Annotated in this window: 23 protein-coding genes and 1 rRNA gene; 22 read left to right on the forward strand and 2 right to left on the reverse strand. The window is 72.3% G+C overall.

Annotated elements, in window-relative coordinates; genetic code table 11:
* The 15 genes from rrf to ACZ7CF_RS26790 all read left to right on the forward strand — a co-directional run.
* Nucleotides 1–92 (forward strand): 5S ribosomal RNA (gene rrf / locus ACZ7CF_RS26720); the annotation flags it as partial.
* Between the two features lie 90 nt (nucleotides 93–182).
* Complete coding sequence (locus ACZ7CF_RS26725; protein ID WP_470370856.1) at nucleotides 183–2,798, forward strand: hypothetical protein; 2,616 nt, start codon at nucleotides 183–185, stop codon at nucleotides 2,796–2,798.
* Nucleotides 2,795–3,589, forward strand: a complete 795-nt coding sequence (locus ACZ7CF_RS26730; RefSeq protein WP_360392660.1) for an HAD-IIA family hydrolase — start codon at nucleotides 2,795–2,797, stop codon at nucleotides 3,587–3,589. Before ACZ7CF_RS26725 ends, ACZ7CF_RS26730 begins: the two co-directional genes overlap by 4 nt.
* A gap of 4 nt (nucleotides 3,590–3,593) precedes the next feature.
* Nucleotides 3,594–3,761 carry a hypothetical protein gene (locus ACZ7CF_RS26735; RefSeq protein WP_458430908.1) on the forward strand — a complete coding sequence of 56 codons (168 nt, stop codon included), beginning with the start codon at nucleotides 3,594–3,596 and terminating at the stop codon, nucleotides 3,759–3,761.
* A 6-nt stretch (nucleotides 3,762–3,767) separates the two neighbouring features.
* Complete coding sequence (locus ACZ7CF_RS26740; protein ID WP_360392654.1) at nucleotides 3,768–4,562, forward strand: TlyA family RNA methyltransferase; 795 nt, start codon at nucleotides 3,768–3,770, stop codon at nucleotides 4,560–4,562.
* Nucleotides 4,562–5,452, forward strand: coding sequence for an NAD kinase (locus ACZ7CF_RS26745; RefSeq protein WP_360392651.1), 891 nt, complete (start codon nucleotides 4,562–4,564; stop codon nucleotides 5,450–5,452). Before ACZ7CF_RS26740 ends, ACZ7CF_RS26745 begins: the two co-directional genes overlap by 1 nt.
* A gap of 95 nt (nucleotides 5,453–5,547) precedes the next feature.
* Nucleotides 5,548–7,329, forward strand: coding sequence for a DNA repair protein RecN (recN, locus tag ACZ7CF_RS26750; RefSeq protein ID WP_458430910.1), 1,782 nt, complete (start codon nucleotides 5,548–5,550; stop codon nucleotides 7,327–7,329).
* Between the two features lie 177 nt (nucleotides 7,330–7,506).
* Nucleotides 7,507–8,103 carry a hypothetical protein gene (locus tag ACZ7CF_RS26755; protein WP_360392645.1) on the forward strand — a complete coding sequence of 199 codons (597 nt, stop codon included), beginning with the start codon at nucleotides 7,507–7,509 and terminating at the stop codon, nucleotides 8,101–8,103.
* Entirely contained in the window at nucleotides 8,096–8,686 is a 591-nt protein-coding gene (locus tag ACZ7CF_RS26760; RefSeq protein WP_470370857.1) for a hypothetical protein, read from the forward strand. Before ACZ7CF_RS26755 ends, ACZ7CF_RS26760 begins: the two co-directional genes overlap by 8 nt.
* Nucleotides 8,679–9,233 carry a hypothetical protein gene (locus ACZ7CF_RS26765; RefSeq protein WP_360392639.1) on the forward strand — a complete coding sequence of 185 codons (555 nt, stop codon included), beginning with the start codon at nucleotides 8,679–8,681 and terminating at the stop codon, nucleotides 9,231–9,233. Before ACZ7CF_RS26760 ends, ACZ7CF_RS26765 begins: the two co-directional genes overlap by 8 nt.
* Nucleotides 9,226–9,792, forward strand: coding sequence for a hypothetical protein (locus tag ACZ7CF_RS26770; RefSeq protein ID WP_470370858.1), 567 nt, complete (start codon nucleotides 9,226–9,228; stop codon nucleotides 9,790–9,792). The genes ACZ7CF_RS26765 and ACZ7CF_RS26770 overlap by 8 nt, the downstream gene beginning before the upstream one ends.
* Nucleotides 9,789–10,223, forward strand: a complete 435-nt coding sequence (locus ACZ7CF_RS26775) for a hypothetical protein (RefSeq protein WP_470370859.1) — start codon at nucleotides 9,789–9,791, stop codon at nucleotides 10,221–10,223. The genes ACZ7CF_RS26770 and ACZ7CF_RS26775 overlap by 4 nt, the downstream gene beginning before the upstream one ends.
* Nucleotides 10,220–10,660, forward strand: coding sequence for a hypothetical protein (locus ACZ7CF_RS26780; RefSeq protein ID WP_458430914.1), 441 nt, complete (start codon nucleotides 10,220–10,222; stop codon nucleotides 10,658–10,660). The genes ACZ7CF_RS26775 and ACZ7CF_RS26780 overlap by 4 nt, the downstream gene beginning before the upstream one ends.
* A 63-nt stretch (nucleotides 10,661–10,723) precedes the next feature.
* Nucleotides 10,724–11,908, forward strand: a complete 1,185-nt coding sequence (gene steA / locus ACZ7CF_RS26785) for a putative cytokinetic ring protein SteA (protein ID WP_360392628.1) — start codon at nucleotides 10,724–10,726, stop codon at nucleotides 11,906–11,908.
* Complete coding sequence (locus ACZ7CF_RS26790; protein WP_458430915.1) at nucleotides 11,905–12,843, forward strand: copper transporter; 939 nt, start codon at nucleotides 11,905–11,907, stop codon at nucleotides 12,841–12,843. Before steA ends, ACZ7CF_RS26790 begins: the two co-directional genes overlap by 4 nt.
* Here ACZ7CF_RS26790 and ACZ7CF_RS26795 read toward each other — a convergent pair.
* On the reverse strand, nucleotides 12,840–13,523 hold the full coding sequence (locus tag ACZ7CF_RS26795) for a hypothetical protein (protein ID WP_360392624.1): 684 nt from the start codon (nucleotides 13,521–13,523) through the stop codon (nucleotides 12,840–12,842). The two genes, ACZ7CF_RS26790 and ACZ7CF_RS26795, sit on opposite strands and share 4 nt — an antisense overlap.
* Nucleotides 13,524–13,602: 79 nt before the next feature.
* On the opposite strand from ACZ7CF_RS26795, the gene ACZ7CF_RS26800 reads away from it, so the two are divergent.
* From ACZ7CF_RS26800 to ACZ7CF_RS26815, 4 genes are all read left to right on the forward strand, one after another.
* Nucleotides 13,603–14,223, forward strand: coding sequence for a class I SAM-dependent methyltransferase (locus ACZ7CF_RS26800; RefSeq protein WP_470370860.1), 621 nt, complete (start codon nucleotides 13,603–13,605; stop codon nucleotides 14,221–14,223).
* 135 nt (nucleotides 14,224–14,358) lie between these two features.
* Complete coding sequence (locus tag ACZ7CF_RS26805) at nucleotides 14,359–16,041, forward strand: CTP synthase (protein WP_458430917.1); 1,683 nt, start codon at nucleotides 14,359–14,361, stop codon at nucleotides 16,039–16,041.
* Nucleotides 16,038–16,658 carry an NUDIX hydrolase gene (locus tag ACZ7CF_RS26810; RefSeq protein ID WP_360392617.1) on the forward strand — a complete coding sequence of 207 codons (621 nt, stop codon included), beginning with the start codon at nucleotides 16,038–16,040 and terminating at the stop codon, nucleotides 16,656–16,658. The genes ACZ7CF_RS26805 and ACZ7CF_RS26810 overlap by 4 nt, the downstream gene beginning before the upstream one ends.
* A gap of 9 nt (nucleotides 16,659–16,667) precedes the next feature.
* A complete protein-coding gene (locus ACZ7CF_RS26815) occupies nucleotides 16,668–17,063 on the forward strand; it encodes a DUF2752 domain-containing protein (RefSeq protein WP_360392615.1) in 396 nt (131 codons plus the stop codon).
* A 76-nt stretch (nucleotides 17,064–17,139) separates the two neighbouring features.
* Here ACZ7CF_RS26815 and ACZ7CF_RS26820 read toward each other — a convergent pair whose 3' ends face one another.
* Complete coding sequence (locus ACZ7CF_RS26820; protein ID WP_360392612.1) at nucleotides 17,140–17,766, reverse strand: NINE protein; 627 nt, start codon at nucleotides 17,764–17,766, stop codon at nucleotides 17,140–17,142.
* Between the two features lie 53 nt (nucleotides 17,767–17,819).
* On the opposite strand from ACZ7CF_RS26820, the gene ald reads away from it, so the two are divergent.
* Genes ald through ACZ7CF_RS26835 form a run of 3 tightly spaced genes read left to right on the forward strand, consistent with a single transcriptional unit; the run spans nucleotide 17,820 to nucleotide 20,128 of the window.
* The gene (gene ald / locus ACZ7CF_RS26825) at nucleotides 17,820–18,893 is read left to right on the forward strand and encodes an alanine dehydrogenase (RefSeq protein ID WP_470370861.1); all 1,074 of its coding nucleotides are present in this window, start codon (nucleotides 17,820–17,822) and stop codon (nucleotides 18,891–18,893) included.
* 5 nt (nucleotides 18,894–18,898) lie between these two features.
* Nucleotides 18,899–19,774: a site-specific tyrosine recombinase XerD gene (gene xerD, locus ACZ7CF_RS26830; RefSeq protein ID WP_360392705.1), complete on the forward strand. Its 876-nt coding sequence runs from the start codon at nucleotides 18,899–18,901 to the stop codon at nucleotides 19,772–19,774.
* Between the two features lie 24 nt (nucleotides 19,775–19,798).
* The gene (locus ACZ7CF_RS26835) at nucleotides 19,799–20,128 is read left to right on the forward strand and encodes an ArsR/SmtB family transcription factor (RefSeq protein ID WP_360392606.1); all 330 of its coding nucleotides are present in this window, start codon (nucleotides 19,799–19,801) and stop codon (nucleotides 20,126–20,128) included.
* The last annotated feature ends 123 nt before the right edge of the window (nucleotides 20,129–20,251 follow it).

Below are 20,251 nucleotides of genomic sequence, written 5' to 3' on the forward strand. Positions count from 1 at the left end.
CACCCGGTCCCATTCCGAACCCGGTAGTTAAGCCCTTCTGCGCCGATGGTACTGCACTGGTTACGGTGTGGGAGAGTAGGTCGCCGCCGAACTTACTTCCCTGAAAGGGGCTTGTGATGCGGGGCACAACTAAAGTGCTCGCTCACAAGCCCCTTTCAGCGTGTCTCTAGTAGGAGGATTTGGTGTCAAGGTTCGGGGATCGTCCCGGCGACCGTCAGCGTGGCCAGGGAGACCGACCGCGCCGTTCCGCCGATGGTGGCCACTCAGCAGGCGACCGCAAGTTCAGCAGCAACGACCGCCGCGACGACCGCGGTGGGTACCAGCGTGGTGAGGGCTCCGGCGACCGCAACCAGAGCGGCGACCGTCGAGACAACCGCGCCGGCAGCTCGTCCGACCGCGGCGGCTACCGCTCGGACCGCAGCGGCGGCGACCGCCCCGGCTACCGCGGCAAGGACTCGTCCGACCGCGGCGGGTACCGCAAGGAAGGTGCCGGCGACCGCGGTGGTTACCGGTCCAACGACCGCTCTTCCGACCGCGGCGGCTTCCGCAAGGACGGCGACCGTCCGAGCTACCGCAGCAGCGACTCCGGTGACCGCGGCGGCTCCCGTTCCTCTGGCGACCGCCCCGGCTACCGCGGCGGCGACTCGAACGACCGCGGCGGCTACCGCTCGTCCAGCGACCGCGGGTCCCGCACCGGCGACCGTCCGGGTTACCGGGGCAGCGACTCCGGTGACCGGGGTGGGTACCGCGGCAACCGTTCCGACGACCGCCCCGGCTTCCGCAAGGACGGCGAGCGCGGCGGCTACCGCGGCAACGACTCTGGCGACCGCGGTGGTTTCCGCCGCGACGACCGTTCCAGCGACCGCGGCTCGCGTCCCGGGTACCGCGGCGACTCGAACGAGCGCGGTGGCCACCGCTCCTCGGGCGACCGTCCCGGCTACCGCGGCGAGAGCTCCGGCGACCGCGGCGGCTACCGCAAGGAAGGCTCCGGCGAGCGCGGCGGGTTCCGTCGTGACGACCGCTCCGGTGGCGACCGCGGCGGGTTCCGTCGTGATGACCGTTCCAGCGACCGCGGCGGCGACCGTCCGGGTTACCGGGGCAACGACTCCGGCGACCGCGGCGGGTACCGCGGCAACCGCTCCGACGACCGTCCCGGCTTCCGCAAGGACGGCGAGCGCAGCAGCTACCGCAGCAGCGACTCCGGTGACCGCGGCGGATATCGCGGCAACCGTTCCGACGACCGTCCGAGCTTCCGCAAGGATGGCGACCGGGGCGGCTACCGAGGCAACGACTCGGGCGACCGCGGCGGGTACCGCCGTGACGACCGGTCCTCCGACCGCGGTGGTTTCCGCAAGGACGGCGACCGTCCGGGTTACCGCGGCAACGACTCCGGCGACCGCGGCGGGTACCGGGGCAACCGCTCCGACGACCGCGGCAGCGACCGCCGTGACGACCGCGGCGGCTACCGGGGCAACGACTCCGGTGACCGGGGTGGGTACCGGGGCAACCGGTCGGACGACCGTCCGGGCTTCCGCAAGGACGGCGACCGGGGTGGCTACCGCGGGAACCGGTCCGACGACCGCGCTGACCGTGGCGGCCGTGGCGGGTACCACTCGGACGACCGGTCCGAGGCGCCCCAGCGCGACGACCGCCGCGACGAGCGCAGCCGTGAGCGTGCGGCCCGCTTCCAGGAGCGGATCGCCGACCAGGAGCCGACGGCCGAGGCGAACTCCGCCGAGGACGTGACCTCCGATGCCGAGGCCACCCCCGCCCGCGCCGGCTACCGGCTCGGTGACGGTGCGGCCGCCTCGCGCGCCGCTGCCCGCGGCCAGTCCGACGCCGACGACTCGGTCGCCGACGACGCCGACACCGCTGACACCACGGCGCCCGCCGTCGACGCCGAGAAGGCCGACAGCGACGACACCGCCGCCGAGGCCATCGCGGCCGCCGAGCCGGCCGACGCCGAGCCTCGCGACGACAGCACGACCGGCACGCCCGAGAGCACGACCGGCAGCACCGCCGACGTCACGACCGGCAACAGCGACACCGGCAGCACCGCCGCCGAGCGCGACGACCGGGACGAGGCGCCGAGCGGTCCCCGCGGCGGGCGTCCCGAGCTGCCGGAGGAGGCCGACCTCTCCCTGCTCGACCCGGAGATCAAGGCCGAGCTCCGCAGCCTCCCCAAGGGGCTCGCGGAGATCGTCGGACGGCACCTGGCCGCGGCCGGGCTGCTGATCGACGAGGAGCCCGAGCTGGCGCTGGAGCACGCCCGGTACGCGCGCAGCAAGGCGGCGCGGGTCGGTGTGGTGCGCGAGGCCGCCGGTCTCACCGCGTACTTCGCCGACGAGTGGGCGGAGGCGCTCAGCGAGCTGCGCGCCGCGCGCCGGATGATGGCCGGTCCCGGCCACCTCGCGATCATGGCCGACTGCGAGCGCGCCCTCGGGCGGCCGGAGCGGGCCATCGACCTCGCGAAGGACCCGTCGGCCAAGGAGCTGAGCCAGGAGGACGAGATCGAGCTGCGCATCGTCGCGGCCGGTGCCCGTCGCGACATGGGTCAGTTCGAGGCGGCCGTGGTGGCGTTGCAGGGGCCGGACCTCGACCCCGGCCAGCGCACCCCGTACTCGGCGCGGCTCTTCTACGCTTACGCCGACAACCTGGCCGCGGCCGGCCGCATCGAGGAAGCCGTCAAGTGGTTCCTCAACGCCGCCGAGGCCGACGACGAAGGGGAGACCGACGCCGCCGAGCGCGCGTTCGAGCTGACGCAGGACCCCTCCCCCGAGGAGATCGGACAGCAGTGAGCGAAACGTTGGTGGACCGGTACGACGCGTTGCTGATCGACCTCGACGGCACCGTCTACCGCGGGTCCGAGGCAGTGCCGGGCGCAGCGGAAGCCGTCGCGCAGGCGAGGGCCAAGGGCGTCGGGATCCGGTACGTCACCAACAACGCCTCCCGCTCGCCGCAGGCGGTGGCCGACCACCTCGTCGAGCTCGGGTTCGACACGAGCATCGACGAGGTGAGCACGTCGGCCCAGGCGGGCGCGGCCATGCTGGCCGAACGCCTGCCCGCGCGGACGAACGTGCTCGTGCTCGGCACCGAGGCCCTCCAGGCCGAGGTGCTGAAGCGCGGGCTCACCCCCGTGGACACCGCGGAGCACGCCACCGCGGTGCTGCAGGGCCTCAGCACGGACCTCGGCTGGCGTGAGCTGGCCGAGGCCGCCGTGGCCATCCGCGGCGGCGCGCTGTGGGTGGCCTGCAACGTCGACGTGACGCTGCCCACCGAACGCGGCCTGCTGCCCGGCAACGGCAGCCTCGTCGCGGCGCTCAAGGCCGCCACCGACGCCGAGCCGCTCGTGGCCGGCAAGCCCGCCACCCCGCTGCTGCAGCAGGCGGCGAAGGACCTGGGTGCCCACCGGCCGCTGGTCATCGGCGACCGGCTCGACACCGACATCCTGGGCGCGGTGAACGCGGGCATGGACTCGCTGCTCGTGCTCACGGGCGTGTCGACGGAGCAGGAGGCGCAAGCGCTTCCGGAAGACCAGCGCCCCACGTATGTCGGCGCGGACCTGTCGGTCTTGCATCGGCTACCGTAGGGGCGTGAGCTACCCCCTGCCCGGACCGCCGCCCAACCCGGCCGACGCCATCAACGGCGCGCTGGAGCGGCTCGACGGGCTCGAGACGGTGCCGCTGGCCGAGCACGTGGCGAGGTTCGACGCCGTGCACGCCACGCTCACCGAAGCACTGTCGAGCATCGACAAGGTGTGATGCACAGTGCCACGCAGGGTGCGGCTCGACGCCGAACTCGTGCGCAGGGGGCTCGCCCGGTCCCGTGAGCACGCCAGCCAGCTCGTCGCCGACGGGCGTGTGACGGTGCGCGGCACCGTCGCCACCAAACCGGCGACCGCGGTGGAGACCTCCGACGCGGTGGTCGTCAGAGACCTCGGCAACGACCCGAACTGGGCGTCCCGGGGCGCGCACAAGCTGATCGGCGCGCTCGAGGGCTTCAAGATCGACCCGACGGGCAAGCGGTGCCTGGACGCGGGCGCATCCACTGGCGGTTTCACCGACGTGCTGCTGCGCGGCGGTGCGCGGCAGGTCGTCGCGGCCGACGTCGGCAGGGGTCTGCTCGACTGGAAGCTGCAGACCGACGACCGGGTCGTGGTCAAGGACAAGACCAACGTCCGCACCCTCACGCCCGAGGACATCGGCGGCCGGGTTGAACTCGTGGTGGCCGATCTCTCGTTCATCTCGTTGAGGCTTGTGCTCCCCGCACTGGCCGCGTGCCTCGACGAGGAAGGCGACCTGCTGCCGATGGTCAAACCGCAGTTCGAGGTCGGCAAGGAACGCCTCGGCTCCGGTGGCGTCGTGCGCGACCCCGCGCTGCGTGCCGCGGCCGTGCTCGACGTGACCAGTGCGGCGGCCGGGCTCGGACTGGCCGTGCACGGGGTCGTCGCGAGCCCGCTGCCCGGCCCGTCCGGCAACGTCGAGTACTTCCTCTGGCTGCGCAGGGGCGACCCGGTCGACCCCGCGGAGATGGTGCGCACCGCCGTCGAAGAAGGGCCCTGATGAGGGAAGTCCTGCTGGTCGTCCACACCGGTCACCAGAGCAACATCGATCTCGCCCGTCAGGTCGCGGGCCGGCTCGCCGTCGGCGGCGTCACGACCAGGGTGCTCGACGACGAGGCCCGCGACCTCGGGCCGTCGTGCTGCACCAAGGTCGTGCCCGCGGACGACCACGCCGCCGAGGGCACCGAGCTCGTGCTGGTGCTGGGCGGTGACGGCACGCTGCTGCGCGGCGCCGAGCTCGCCCGGCCTGCCGGGGTGCCGGTGCTGGGCGTCAACCTGGGCCGCGTCGGGTTCCTCGCCGAAGCCGACTCGGACGCGCTGCACGAGGCCATCGGCCACGTCCTGGAACGCGACTACTTCGTGGAAGAGCGCATGACGCTCGACCTGGTCGCCACCGTCGGCGGCGAGGTCGTCGTGAAGACGTGGGCGCTCAACGAGATCAGCGTCGAGAAGCTCATCCGCGAACGCATCCTGGAGGTCGTCGTCGAGGTCGACGGCCGGCCGGTGTCGGCGTTCGGCTGCGACGGCGTGCTCTGCGCGACGCCGACCGGGTCGACCGCCTACGCGTTCTCCGCGGGCGGGCCGGTCGTGTGGCCGGACGTGCAGGCGATCCTGGTGGTGCCGAGCAACGCGCACGCGCTGTTCGCACGGCCGCTGGTCGTCTCGCCGAAGTCGCACGTGGCGTTCGAGATCGAGGCCACCGGGCACCCGGCGGCGTTGTCCGCCGACGGGCGGCGCACGTTCGAGCTGCCCGCCGGCGCCCGGATCGAGGTCGTGGAGGGCGAGGTGCCGCTCAAGGTCGTGCGGCTGCGCCACGCCCCGTTCACCGACCGGCTGGTGGAGAAGTTCAACCTGCCGGTCAAGGGGTGGCGGGGACCATCGGCAGGTTGACCGCGCCGCTCGGTGCGCCGGCACCGGCTCGTCATGGTGCCCCCAGAGGTACGCCCCACCCCGAACTGTCGGACCCGACAAGTAAGGTTCGCCCTGTGCTGGCCGAGATGCGCATCAATGGCCTTGGCGTGATTGAAGAGGCCACCCTCGAGCTCGACCCCGGATTCACCGTCGTCACCGGTGAGACGGGTGCTGGCAAGACCATGGTCGTGACCGGGTTGCACCTGCTCGGCGGAGGCCGTGCGGAGGCGTCCCGGGTTCGCACCGGGTCCGACAAAGCCGTGGTGGAGGGCCGTTTCCAGGCCCCGGCGGGCAGCCCGGCGGCCAAGGTCGCCGAGGAGGTCGGCGGCGAGGCGGACGAGGACGGCTCGCTGATCGCCATCCGCACCGTGGGTGCGGACGGTCGTTCGCGCGCACACGTCGGTGGCCGGTCCGTGCCCGTCGGCGTGCTGTCCGAGCTGGCGGAGCAGCTGATCGCCGTGCACGGCCAGAACGACCAGCTGCGGCTCATGCGCCCGACCGAGCAGCGCGGTGTGCTGGACCGCTTCGCGGGCGACGACGTGGCCGAGCCGTTGCGCGAGTACCGGCGCATCCGCGACGAGTGGCTGAAGGTCGCCTCCGAGCTGCGCGAACGCACCGAACGCTCCCGTGAGCTGGCCCGCGAGGCCGACCTGCTGCGGCACGGCCTGACCGAGATCGACGCGGTCGACCCCAAGCCGGGCGAGGAGCAGGAGCTGCACGACGAGGCCCGCCGCCTGGCCGACGCCGACCAGCTGCGCGAGGCCGCGTCCGGTGCCCAGTTCGCGGTGTCCGGATCGCTGGAGGGCGACCCGGACAACCCCGGTGCGCTCGGCCTGATCTCCGAGGCCGCCCGCCGCCTGTCCACGTCGGACGACCCGCGGCTGCGTGAGATGGAACCGCGGCTGGTGGAGGCGGCGACGCTGCTCGCCGACGTCGGCGCGGAGATCTCCGGCTACCTCGACCACCTCGACGCCGACCCAGGCCGCCTGGAGCAGGTGCTGCAGCGCCAGGCCGAGCTGAAGGCGCTGACCCGCAAGTACGCCGCCGACGTCGACGGCGTGATCGCCTGGGCCGCCGATGCCCGCTCACGCCTGAACGGCCTCGACACCTCCGAGGACGCGCTGGCCGGGCTGGCCAAGCGCCGCGACGAGCTGGCGGCGGAGCTCGGCGTGCTCGCCGCCCAGGTCACCGCCGCCCGCACCGAGGCCGCGCTGGAGCTGGGCAAGGCCGTCACCGAGGAGCTCGACGGCCTCGCCATGCCGCACGCCTCGGTCGAGCTCGCGGTCCGCCCCCGCCACGCCGAGTCCGGCGACTCGCAGGCACTGCCCGTGGGCCGCTCGATCCTGCACGCCGGCTCCTCGGGCGTCGACGAGGTCGAGCTGCGCCTGATCTCGCACCCCGGTGCCCCCGCACTGCCCGTGCACAAGGGCGCCTCCGGCGGTGAGCTGTCCCGCGTGATGCTGGCCCTTGAGGTCGTGCTGTCGCACTCCGACCCGGTCCCGACCCTCGTCTTCGACGAGGTCGACGCGGGCGTCGGCGGCCGTGCGGCCGTCGAGGTGGGCCGCCGCCTCGCCCGCCTGGCCCGTTCGCACCAGGTCATCGTCGTCACTCACCTCCCGCAGGTGGCCGCGTTCGCCGACCGCCACCTCGTCGTGGACAAGTCGGCCGACGGCCGCTTCACCCGCTCCGCGGTCCGCAGGCTCGACGAGACGCAGCGGGTGGTGGAGCTGGCGCGCATGCTCGCGGGCATGGACTCGACCGACACCGGCCGCGCCCACGCGGAAGAGCTGCTGGCGGCGGCGAACGCCGACAAGTCGGCGGCTCCGGTGGTGCGGAGGCGGAAGAAGAAGTCCTGAGCCGGCGCGGGCCGGGGCACCGCGGGCTCGGTGGGGACGCGGTCGCGCGGGTCCGGCGGGTGGGCCGCGCGGGTGCCGAACCGCGCTGAACCCCCGCTGGTTGGGCATGATGGTGAGAACGTGACCGATGCCCGGTCAGCGGACGCACACGGTGGTGCGGTGGAAGGTGGACCGGATGTGACCACGCGCCGGGTGTTCGGGGCGGTGCTGGTGCTCGTGGCCGCGGGGCTGGCGGTGGCCGCCACGTTCCTGGTCGGGTATTCGGTGGAGACGGAGTTCGCGAACCGCACGTTGCGGTTCGAGGCGACGACGTGGGGGATCGAGCACGACGACTTCCGCGGGTCGCTGATGCTGGCGCCGATCGACTACGGGTGGCCGGCGCTCGCGGCGGCCGTGGTGATGGCGTTGTCTGCGGTGCTGTCGTTCCGGCAGCCGGTGGCGCGGCTCGGGTCGTTGCTCGGGGCCGGGGCGCTGGTGGGGCTGGCCTGGCTGGCGCTCAACCAGGTGCAGCAGGTCGTGCGGCGGCTGGCGGAGCTGACCGTGCCCGTGCCGCTGGACGTGGTGCGGGGCAACGGGATCACGGTGCTGCTCGTCGCCGCGGGAGTGGGGGTCGTGGCGGCTTTGCTGCACCAGGAGCTGCCGTGGCACCGGGCGGAGCGGCCCGCGGACGGTGTGGTGATCCACCAGGTCGAGGGCGACGACGAGGACACACCGCCCTACGGGTTCCCGGTGGTGGTGGAGACGAAGAGCGAGCAGGAGCAGCGACGTGACTGACCGGGGGAGGCCGGCCGCTCTGCTGCTGGTCCTGTGCGGGGTGCTGGTGGGGGTCGGCAACCAGCTGCCCATGTACACGGCGATGCACACGTCGCCGGTCGACTCGTTCGCGTTCAGCGGCTCGCTGTGGGAGGGCTCGGTACCGCTGCCGGACGGCCACGAGATCAGCTCGCTGCTGAACGTCGGCGCACCGGTGTTGTTCACCGCCGCGCTCACGGTGGTGGCCGGGCTGCTCGCCCTCCGCCGGGGCCGGGGCGTCCAGCCCGCCCGCGTCGTCGCGCTCGCCGCGGCGGCCGCGTTCCTCGGGGTCGTGGTGGCCTACGGGGTCGGGGTGCTGCGCGAGGAGGAGATGAACAACGCCTTCGAGGCCGCCACCGGGTTCGCCTACCACTTCGACTCCGGCTTCCACCTGCTGGTGCTGGCGGCGGTGGCCGGTCTGGTGGGCGCGGTGCTCGCCCAGAGGCCGCGGCCGCGCACGGAGCCGCCGGCGGACGACGCGGTGGTGGTGCACCAGTTCACCGACGACGACACGCCGCCGTTCGGGATCGCCTTCCCCACCACCGGGGAGGCGCGCGGTGACTGACCGCCGGATCGCCGCCGGGGTCGTGGTGCTGGGCGGGGTGCTCACCGGCGCCGCCTGCTTCCTCGACGTGCTCGGCCACCGGTTCGTGGGCGAGGGGCGCACCTTCACCCAGGTCGTCTCGCTGTGGGAGCGGAGGACCGACGCGCCGGGCTACCCGGTGTTCGACATCGCGGCGGACCCCGGATGGCCCGTCGTGGCCGCCGCCGCGGTGATGGTGGTGGCCGCGCTGGGCACGCTCGCCGGTGCGAAGGTCGCCGGGGCGGCGCGCCTCGCGACCCTGGCCGGTGCCGGAGCGCTCGCCGGCGTGCTGCTGCTGTTCGTCGTCGAGACGCTGCACCAGCTGCAGGTCGCGAACGCGTTCGAGGCGAGCTCCGACTACCGGTACGCGCAGACCGCCCTGCCCGGCTTCTACCTGCTGGTCGCGGGAACGCTCGCCGGGCTGGCCGGCGCGGTGCTCGCGCAACGGCCGCACGCGGCAGAGCCGGTCGCGGACGACGCGACACCGCCGTTCGGCATCGCCCTGCCAGTGGAGCGCCGGGGTGACTGACCGCCGGAGGACCGCCGCGCTGCTCGTGGTGCTGGGCGGGGCACTGGCCGGAGCCGGTGCCACCAGGGACGTGTTCGTCGAGACGGAGGTCTCGCAGCAGATCGTCATCACGTCCACCACCTCGTTGTGGGGCACGCGGTCGAGTGCGCCCTCGCCGCTCCCGGACGGCGGCGTGTTCTCCGAGGGCCTGCCGATCGTGGTCGCCGCGGTGCTCATGGTGGTGGCGGTGGTGTGCACGCTGCGGGAGGGCAGGACCGCCGCCGTGGCACGGCCGGCGGTGCTGGTCGCGGCCGGGGTGTTCGCCGGGCTCGTGCTGACGTTCGCGGTCGGCGTGCTGCACCGCGCGGAACTGGCGAACGCCCTCATCGCCTCGTCGCCCTGGCACTACGAACAGCACCTCCTGCCCGGTTTCCCGCTGCTGGTGGCGGCGGCGCTGGTCGGCTTGGCCGGTGCGGTGCTGGCCCAGCGCCCGGCGCCGGAACCGGAACCGGAACAGCTGGGGGCGGACGACGACACACCGCCGTTCGGGATCGCGGTCGGACAACAGGAGGCTCGGTGATCGGACGACCGACGGCGATCGCGTTGATCGCGGTGGGGGTGGTGCTGACGGCGGGAGCGCTGGTGCTGCCGTGGTACTCGACCACCTACGCCGGTGGCGTCGAGGTGGTGGTGCGGGCCTGGGGCACGGAGGTCGTGAACAAGCCGGGCGACTGGCCGGCCGGTGACCTCTCGCCCTGGTACGGCATCCCGGTCGCCGCCACGGTGGCGCTGCTCGTCGCCGGGGTGAAGGTGCGCTGGGCGGCGCTCGCGGGCGCGCTCGGCCAAGCCGGAGCGGTCGGGGTCGTGGTGGCGCTGGTCGTCTCGGAACGCGGGCACGCCGGGGACCAGCAGGGCGACTTCGCGCTCGGCTACGGGCTGCTGTTCCTGGCCGTCGGCACGGTCGTGGCGCTCGTCGGTGCCGTTGCGGCACAACGGGAGGCGGTGGCGTGAGGAAGATTCTCAAGATCGGGCTCGTCGTGCTCGCGGCGGCGATGGCGGTCGTCGCGACGTTCCTGCCGCTGTCGGAGCTGCGGATTCGGCTCGCACCCGACCAGCCGCAGACCGAGTTCGTCACGACCGGCTGGCGCACGCAGTTCGGTGAGGTGACCGACCCGCACGGGCCGCTGTTCGGCATCCCCGTCGCCGCCGCGGCGCTGGTGCTCCTCGCCGGTGTCTTCCTGCGGAGGTTCGCGTTCGCAGGGGCGGCCGCACTCGCCGGAACCACAGGAATGTTGTTCGTGTATTTGGTGAACGCCATCAGCTTTCACAAAACGGGCAACATCACCATCGACCCCGGTCTGGAAGCGGGCTTCGGAACGGGCACCTGGGTGCTGCTGGCCGCCGTTGTCGTCGCGTTTGGGGCCGTAGTGGTTCACCCCGACGACTGAGCGGCGGGAAAAGGCCCGGCGTGCCTCACCTGTCCCGTGCGCAACGTGAGTCACTATCGGCTCATGAAGCTTTCCGGGTTGCTGAACCGCACCAACCACCAACTTCCCGGTGTCACCGGCGTCGCGCGGGTGGATCGGCGCGTGAGCGACCTGGTGCGGCGGGTCAGCCCCGGGGACGTGGCCGTGTTCGACCTGGTCGACCTCGACCGGCGCACCGCGGAGGCCCTCGTCGCCGCGGAGGTGGTGGGCGTCGTGAACGCGTCGCCGTCCATTTCCGGGCGCTTTCCCAACCTGGGCCCGGAACTGCTGATCGAGGCGGGCATTCCGCTCATCGACAACGTCGGCGCGACCGCCCTGCGCGAGATCAGGGAAGGCACGAAGATCCGCCTGCACGAAGGGGTCGTGTACGCGGGTGAACGCGAGCTCGCGACGGGGATCGAGCAGAACGCGGAAAGCATCGCCGACGCCATGATCGAGGCGAAGGCCGGCATGTCGGCACAGCTGGAGGCGTTCTCCGCCAACACCATCGAGTTCCTGCGCCGGGAACGCGCGCTCGTCCTCGACGGCGTCGGCGTGCCCGAGGTGTACGTCCCGATGCGCGACCGGCAGGTGCTCGTCGTCGCCGGCGGCCCCTCGCACGCCGAGGAGCTGCGCAAGCTCAAGAAGTACATCCGCGAGTACCGGCCGGTGCTGATCGGGGTCGACACCGGCGCGGACACGCTGCACGACGCGGGCCTCGCACCGGACATCGTCGTCGGCGACCCCGACGGCATCGGCACCGCGTCGCTGCGCGCGGCCACCGAGGTGGTCGTGCCGGCGCAGACCGACGGCCACGCGCCCGGCCTGCAACGCATCCAGGACCTCGGCATCGGCGCGGTGACCTTCCCCGCGTCCGGCAACGCCGAGGACCTCGCCCTGCTGCTGGCCGAGGCGCACGGCGCGTCCCTCGTCGTGACGGTCGGGCTGCGCGCGACGCTGCGCGAGTTCCTCGACCGCGGGCACTCCGGGTCCAACCCCTCCACGTTCCTCACCCGGCTGAAGCTCGGCAGCAAGCTCGTCGACGGGGAGGCCGTCGCGACCCTGCACCGCAGCCGGGTGTCGTTGGGCGTGATCACCCTGCTGGTGGCCGCCGCGATCGCCGCCATGGCCGCGGCGCTGGCGGTCTCCGGCGTCGGTCACGTCTACGTCGACATCGTGGTCGACGGCTGGCACTCCGTCGTCAACTGGTTCAAGGGGTTCTTCTCGTGATCACGCTGCGCTACCACATAGTTTCGATCACCGCGGTGTTCCTCGCGCTGGCGGTGGGCGTCGTGCTGGGGTCCACCGCGATCAGCGGCAGACTGCTGTCCGGGCTGAGCGACGAGAAGAACTCGTTGGCACAGCAGGTGAACGACCTGCAGAACGACCGCAACGCGGTGAACGCCAAGCTGACCGACGCCGACGAGTTCGCCGCGTCGGTCGGGCCGCTCGCGGTGAAGGACCGGCTGACCGACCGCACGGTCGTGCTGGTGACCACCTCGGACGCCCGCCCCTCTGACCGCGACGCGCTGAGCGGACTGCTGAAGTCCGCCGGTGCCACCGTCACCGGTGAGGTCCAGCTGACCGACGCGTTCGCCGACCCGTCCCGCGCCGACCAGCTCCGCGAGCTCGTCGCCCGCCTGCAACCCGCCGGCTCGCAGCTGCCGACCGCCGGCGACCCCGGCACCCGCGCCGGCGGCCTGTTCGGGGCGTTGCTGCTGCTCAACCCCACCGGCAACCAGCCGCAGGCGACCCCGGACGAGGCCGCGGCGGCGCTCGCCGGGCTCTCCAACGCGGGCTTCGTGAAGGCCACCTCCAGCGTGAAGCCCGCGCAGCTCGCCGTCGTGCTGACCGGCGGTGCGGCGCTCGGCGACTCGGCGGCGGACCGGGCCTCCACGATCGCGCGGTTCGCCACCCAGCTCGACCGCTCCGGAGCGGGCGTCGTCCTGGCCGGTGCGAACGGGTCCGCCAACGGCACCGGCGCCCTCGGCGTGGTGCGCGCGGACACCAACGCCACGTCCGTCCTGTCCACCGTCGACAACTCGGACACCTCGGCCGGTCGGGTCGTCGTGGTGCTGGCGCTGCACGAACAGCTCGAAGGCCGCGCGGGCCGCTACGGGGTGGCGGGCAACGCCGAGGCGTCCTCGCCGGGGAACGCGAGCTAGTACTCGGTCGTCCAGTCGCCCGGCAGCACCGCGAGCAGCTCGTCCAGCGCGCGGGGCGTGCGGGCACGGGCCCACAGCCACTGCCGGTCGTCCTCGCGGATGAGCACGTCGTCGGTGCCGAACCACCGGGTGTTCGGGCTGTGCAACGGCAACAGCTCGAACTCGCGCTCCAGCAGGGAGGTGTCCGCCTCGGACATCTCCCTGTCGGCCGTCTGGGCGCCGTCGCGGAACAACGCCTCCGACAGCACCAGCTCCACGCACGCGTGCGACAGCCGAGGCAGCCAGGGGTCCCAGGTCTCCTCGGACTTGTCGACCAGGTCCAGCTTGATCAGCACCGCCGGGTCCTCGTCCCGCGCGGTCGTGCCCCAGGCCGCCACCCACTGGTTCTCGTCGCGGAACACCAGCACGTCGCCCTCCATGCGCAGCTCCGCGGGCAGCAGCAGCCGGTCCTGGTTGCTGGTCAGGTCGGGGCGCTTGCCGAACAACGCGTAGGCCTCGCGCAACGCCGCCGGTATCCGCACGCCCAGCCGGGCCTCCGCGGCGTCGAGGTCCGCGTTGCTCCAGCCGTCCTGCGCCTCGATCGGCTCGGCCCACCAGGCCGCGAACCCTTCGATGAACCGCCAGGCGGCCGCGCGGTTCCGCACCGCCCTGGCCGCCGCTCCCACCACGTCGAAGGTCACGGCACCACGATTCCCGATCGCGCGGCCCGTCGCCGGTGGTTCGGGAAATCCCGCACCGCGAAGGGCTACGGTTTCCGCCGTGACCGCAGCCGGTGCCGCCTACGACGCCGTCGCGCCGCTCTACGCCGAGCTGTTCCGCGACGTGCTCGACACCCTCCCGCTGGAACGCGCGCTGCTGGCCGCGTTCGCCGAGCTCGTGCTCGCCCACGACGGCGGTCCGGTCGCCGACGTCGGCTGCGGGCCCGGTCACGTGACGGCGCACCTGCGGGCGCTCGGGCCGGAGGTGTTCGGCATCGACCCGTCGGCGGAGATGGTCGCCCTGGCCCGCGCGGACCGGCCGCACCTGCGGTTCGAGCAGGGGGCGATGCCGGCGCTGGAGGTCGCCGACGGCGCGCTCGGCGGGGTGCTGGCGCTGTTCTCGACGATCCACCTGCCGCCACCGCAACTCCCGGTTGCCATCGCGGACCTCCATCGGGTGCTTTCACCGGGTGGTGTGCTGCTGCTCGGGTACCTCGCCGGTGACGATCCGCTGCCGCGGGAGGTCGACCACAGGGTCGCCCCGGCGTGGGAGTGGGCCCCTGCCGCGATGGCGGAGCTGCTGGGGCAGACCGGGTTCGCCGAGGTCGGACGGCTGGAGCGGGCACCGCACGACGGCGAGCGGTTCCGGTCCGGTTTCCTGCTCGCACGCAGGCAGGGATGAAGCCGGTCCACGCGCTGCGCCGATCGGGTGATGTGATCTGCCGGGTCGTGGTGCGCTGAGTGACCGGCGGCGTGTTAGCGTTATGGCCCGTGGATAGGGGGATTCACCCCCACGATTTTCACGGGAGCCCCGTTGGTGCAGCAGGCACGTACGACCAAGCACGTCTTCGTCACAGGAGGCGTCGCCTCCTCGCTGGGCAAGGGGCTCACAGCCTCCAGCCTCGGCCAGTTGCTCACCTCGCGCGGCCTGCGGGTAACGATGCAGAAGCTCGACCCGTACCTCAACGTGGACCCCGGCACGATGAACCCGTTCCAGCACGGCGAGGTCTTCGTGACCGACGACGGTGCCGAGACGGACCTCGACATCGGCCACTACGAGCGGTTCCTCGCGCGCGACCTGAGCGGTGACGCGAACGTCACGACCGGCCAGGTCTACTCCGAGGTGATCGCCAAGGAGCGGCGCGGCGAGTACCTGGGCGACACGGTCCAGGTGATCCCGCACATCACCGACGAGATCAAGCGCCGCATCCGCGCGATGGCCGAGCCGGACGCCGACGGCGTCACGCCCGACGTGGTCATCACCGAGGTCGGCGGCACGGTCGGCGACATCGAGTCGCTGCCGTTCCTGGAGGCGTGCCGCCAGGTCCGCCACGACGTCGGCCGCGACAACGTCTTCTTCCTGCACGTCAGCCTGGTGCCGTACCTGGCGCCGTCCGGCGAGCTGAAGACCAAGCCGACCCAGCACTCCGTCGCGGCGCTGCGCAACATCGGCATCCAGCCCGACGCGATCGTGTGCCGCGCGGACCGGGAGATCCCGGACTCGCTCAAGCGCAAGATCGGCCTGATGTGCGACGTCGACACCGACGCCGTCGTGGCCGCCGTGGACGCGCCGTCGATCTACGACATCCCGAAGGTGCTGCACGCCGAGGGCCTCGACGCCTATGTCGTGCGCCGCCTCGACCTGCCGTTCCGCGACGTCGACTGGACGGTGTGGGGCGACCTGCTGGAGCGCGTGCACAACCCGGCGGAGACGGTGAAGATCGCGCTCGTCGGCAAGTACGTCGACCTGCCCGACGCCTACCTGTCGGTCACCGAGGCGCTGCGCGCCGGCGGGTTCGCCCACCACGCCAAGGTCGAGATCAAGTGGGTGCCGTCGGACGAGTGCCAGACGCCCGAGGGCGCGGCGCGCGCGTTGTCCGGCATGGACGCGGTGCTGATCCCCGGCGGGTTCGGCGTGCGCGGCATCGAGGGCAAGATCGGCGCCCTGAAGCACACCCGCACCCGCGGTGTGCCGACGCTGGGCCTGTGCCTGGGCCTGCAGTGCATGGTCATCGAGGCCGCGCGGAACCTCGCGGGCATCGAGGACGCGATCTCGTCGGAGTTCGACGAGGGCGGCTCGCCGGTCATCTCCACGATGGCCGACCAGGAGGACGTCGTCTCCGGCCAGCGGGACATGGGTGGCACGATGCGGCTCGGCGCGTACGTCGCGAAGCTGACGCCGGGCTCGGTGGTCGCGAACGCCTACGGCACGACCGAGGTGTCCGAACGGCACCGGCACCGCTACGAGGTGAACAACGCCTACCGCGACAAGCTCGCCGACGCCGGCCTGGTCTTCTCCGGCACCTCGCCGGACGGCCGCCTCGTCGAGTTCGTCGAGCTGCCCGCCGACGTGCACCCGTTCTACGCGGCCACGCAGGCGCACCCCGAGCTCAAGTCCCGTCCCACGAAGCCGCACCCGCTGTTCGCGGCGTTCGTGAAGGCCGCGATCGACTACCGGGTGGCTGACCGCCTCCCCCTGACCGCGGGAGCCGCGAAGTGACCACTCGGCACGACTTCCGCACCGTCGCCAGCGAGGACCTGCACGTCGGGAAGATCCTGGCGCTGCGCGTCGACGAGGTCGAGATGCCCGGCGGCGGCACGGCCAAGCGCGAGATCGTCGAGCACACCGGTGCCGTCGCGGTCGTCGCGGTCTCCGACTCCGGCGAGGTCACGCTGGTCCACCAGTACCGGCACGCGCTCGGCCGGCACCTGTGGGAGCTGCCGGCGGGCCTGCTCGACCACGACGGCGAACCGCCCGTGACCGGTGCGCGCCGCGAGCTGGTCGAGGAGGTCGGCCTGGACGCCACCGAGTGGCACGTCCTGGTCGACGTGGCCGCCTCGCCCGGTTTCACCGACGAGGTCGTGCGGGTGTTCCTCGCCCGCGGCCTGACCTCGGTGGACCGCGACGTGCAGGGCGAGGAGGAGGCGGACCTGGAGGTCCACCGCTTCCCGCTCGCCGAGGCGGTGCGGATGGTGCTCTCCGGTGAGATCGTGAACGCCTCGTCGGTCGCCGGTCTGCTCGCCGCCCGCGAGGTGCTGGAGGGCCGCGCGGAGCCGCGTCCCGCCGACGCCCCGTTCCAGGACAAGCCCACCCGGTTCGCGGCGCGCGGGAAGTAGGGTTCTCCCGTGAAGACGCTGAGGGGCGCCCTGCGGAGGTTGCGGGCGCCCCTCAGCGTGCTCGCGGTGGGGGGTGCGGGTGCCGTGGTGCTGCTGTTCGTCGACCCGAACCAGCCCGGCAACCTGCTGCCCAAGTGCCCGTTCAACTGGCTCACGGGCCTCAACTGCCCCGGTTGCGGCATCACGCGCATGGCACACGCACTGCTGCACGGCGACGTCGTGGCGGCGTGGCACTTCAACGCGGCCATGCTCGTCGTCGGCGTGCCGTTCGCCGTGTGGCTGTTCGCGCGGTGGATCCGGGCGTCGTGGACGGGCCAGCCCCGGCAGATCCCGAAACGGGTGCCGGGCCTGGTGATCGCGTTCGCGCTCGTGTGGGGCATCGGCCGCAACCTGGCCGGCATCTGACCCCTGCTGTTCAGGCGTCTGCAAGTACTACCGACTGGCAGTTGGTGGTACTTGCAGACGCCATGAAAGCCAGAGGTCAGCCGCGGAGAGGGCGGCCTTCGGAGTCCGTGCCGCCGTTGACCAGGATGATGATGCCGTCGACCAGCGCCCAGATGCCGCAGCCACCGCAGGTCAGCAGCTGCGCGACCGCGATGCCCGTGTCACCCATGTAGAAGCGGCCGACGCCGAACTGGCCGAGGAACAGCTGCAGCACCCCCGCGGCGACCTTCGACTTGTCCGAGTACGGGATGCCGCTGACCGGGTCGTAGCCGTAGGGCGCGCCGGGGTAGCCCATGCCGGGAGGCGGCGGCGTGGCGTACTGCGGCTGCGCGTACTGCTGCGGCTGCGGGCCCGTGTACTGCTGCGGGTGGGGCCCGGTGTACTGCTGCTGCGGCGGGGCGTACGGCTGCGTGGGCATGGGCGGCGGAACGGCGGCGAACGGCACCGACGGCGGCGCGAGGAACGGCGGGTGCGGCTGCGGGAGGTCGCGGAACAGCTCCGCGAGCTCGGCGTAGGACTGCGCGTTCGACGCGCGGTTGACCCGGTCCTGGTACTCGGAGATGTCGAGCCGCGCTTGCGCGAAGTGGTCGTTGAGCGCGGTGATCGCCTCTTCGCGCTGTTGGTTGCCGATGCGCTGCTGCTCTGGCCCGAAAGGTTCTGACACGCCTGCGCACGTTATCCGATGCAGGAGGCCGAGTTGCGGAATACGCTGCGACGATGTTGGTCGGTGTCCCAAAGGAGATCAAGAACCACGAGTACCGCGTCGCCATCACGCCCGCCGGTGTGGTCGAGCTGGTCCGCCGCGGGCACGAGGTCGTGGTCGAGCACGAGGCCGGTGCCGGGTCGTCCTTCCCCGACGACGAGTACACGGCCGCGGGAGCGCGGATCGCCGCGACCGCGGACGAGGTGTGGGCGGCGGCCGAGCTGGTGCTGAAGGTCAAGGAACCGATCGAGCCCGAGTTCCACCGGATGCGCCGCGACCAGGTGCTCTTCACCTACCTGCACCTCGCGGCCGCGCCGGGGTGCACGCGGGCCATCGCGGAGGCCGGCGTCACGGCCATCGCCTACGAGACCGTGCAGCTGCCCGACGGGTCGCTGCCGTTGCTGGCGCCGATGAGCGAGATCGCCGGGCGGATGGCCGCCCAGGTCGGCGCACACTGCCTGGAACGCGCGCAGGGCGGCCGCGGTGTGCTGCTCGGCGGCGCACCCGGTGTCGCGGCGGGCAAGGTCGCGGTGATCGGCGCGGGCGTGGCCGGCATGAACGCGGCGACGATGGCGGTCGGCATGCAGGCCGAGGTCGTCGTGCTCGACACCAACGTCAACCGGTTGCGGCAGATCGACTTCACCTACCGCGGGCACCTGCAGACCATCGCGTCCAACGCCTACGAGGTCGAGAAGGCGTGCCGCTGGGCGGACCTCGTGATCGGCGCGGTGCTCGTGCCCGGTGCCCGCGCGCCGAAGCTCGTCGGCAACGACCTGGTGTCGCGGATGCGGCCCGGGAGCGTGCTCGTGGACATCGCGATCGACCAGGGCGGCTGTTTCGAGGACTCGCGGCCGACGACGCACGACGATCCCACCTACCGTGTGCACGACTCGGTGTTCTACTGCGTCGCGAACATGCCCGGTGCCGTGCCGAACACGTCGACCTACGCGTTGACGAACGTGACACTGCCGTACGTCCTCGCGTTGGCGGACAAGGGTTTCGACCGCGCTGTCGCAGAGGACCCGGCGCTGGCCAAGGGCGTCAACGCGCGTGAGGGAGAGATCGTGCTGGAAGGACTGGCGTGGTAGCAGACCTGGTGGCGAGCTACCTCGACCACCTCGCCGTCGAACGCGGCACCGCGCGCAACACCCTCGACTCCTACACCCGCGACCTGCGCCGGTACACCGAGCACCTGGAGTCGCTCGGCATCACCGACCTGGCGGCGGTGACCGAGTCCCACGTGAGCGAGTTCCTGGCGGCGTTGCGCGAAAGCGGTTTGGCCGCTTCGTCCGCAGCGCGCACATTGGTTGCTGTGCGGGGACTTCACCGCTTCGCGCACCGTGAAGGCGTGGTGCCCCATGACGCCGCACGCGCAGTGCACCCGCCATCACCGCCCAAGAGACTGCCGAAAGCCTTGCCCGTCAACGATGTGCTGACCCTGCTCGACACCGTGGGGAACCTCAGGGACAAGGCGCTGCTGGAGTTGCTGTACTCCACGGGAGCGCGAATCTCCGAGGTCGTCGGGCTCGACGTGGACGACGTCGACGCCGCCGAACGCACCGTGCTGCTCGACGGCAAGGGCGGCAAGCAACGGCTCGTCCCGGTGGGGCGCCCGGCGCTGGCGGCGGTGGACGCCTACCTCGTGAGAGCGCGCCCCGCACTGGCAGCCAAGGGCCGTGGCACGCCCGCGTTGTTCCTGAACGCGCGCGGCGGACGGCTTTCCCGGCAGAGCGCGTGGACCGTGCTGAAGACCGCGGCGGAGGAAGCCGGCATCACCGCCGCGGTCTCCCCCCACACGTTGCGGCATTCGTTCGCCACCCATCTGCTCGAAGGGGGTGCCGACGTTCGGGTGGTGCAGGAACTTCTCGGGCACGCATCGGTTACGACCACTCAGGTGTACACACTGGTAACCGTTACGACTTTGAGGGAGGTCTACGCAACTGCACACCCTCGGGCCACTGGAACATGAGGCTTCCACGGGTACGGTGGACAGGTGCCGAACTTGGACGAGCCGTCCCCCCAGGCCATCGATCTTGCCTCCGTGCTGCACGCGCTGAGCGACCCGACGAGGCTCGCGGTCGTTCGCCAGATCCAGTCCAGCGGAGAGAGGCTGTGCGGGGCCTTCGAGGTCGACGTGGCGAAGTCGACGCTGTCCCAGCACCTGCGCGTGCTGCGGGAAGCGGGCCTCACCCGGACCCGGTGCCGCGGCAACCAGCGCTGGGTGTCACTGCGCCGCGATGACCTGGACCTCCTGTTCCCCGGCCTGCTCGACGTGGTGCTGACGGCCGCGGACCGGCGCACACGTTCGGATGTTCCGGCCTGACTGAGTCTTGACAGTGACATGCCGACCCCCGAAACATTCTCCCGCCCCCTCCAGGACACGGCGAGGCGCGTTGCCGCTCGCACGGGTGCGGCCTAGGCTGCGCCCCGAGAGACGACTACGACC

The organism is Lentzea sp. NPDC036955, assembly GCF_055608005.1.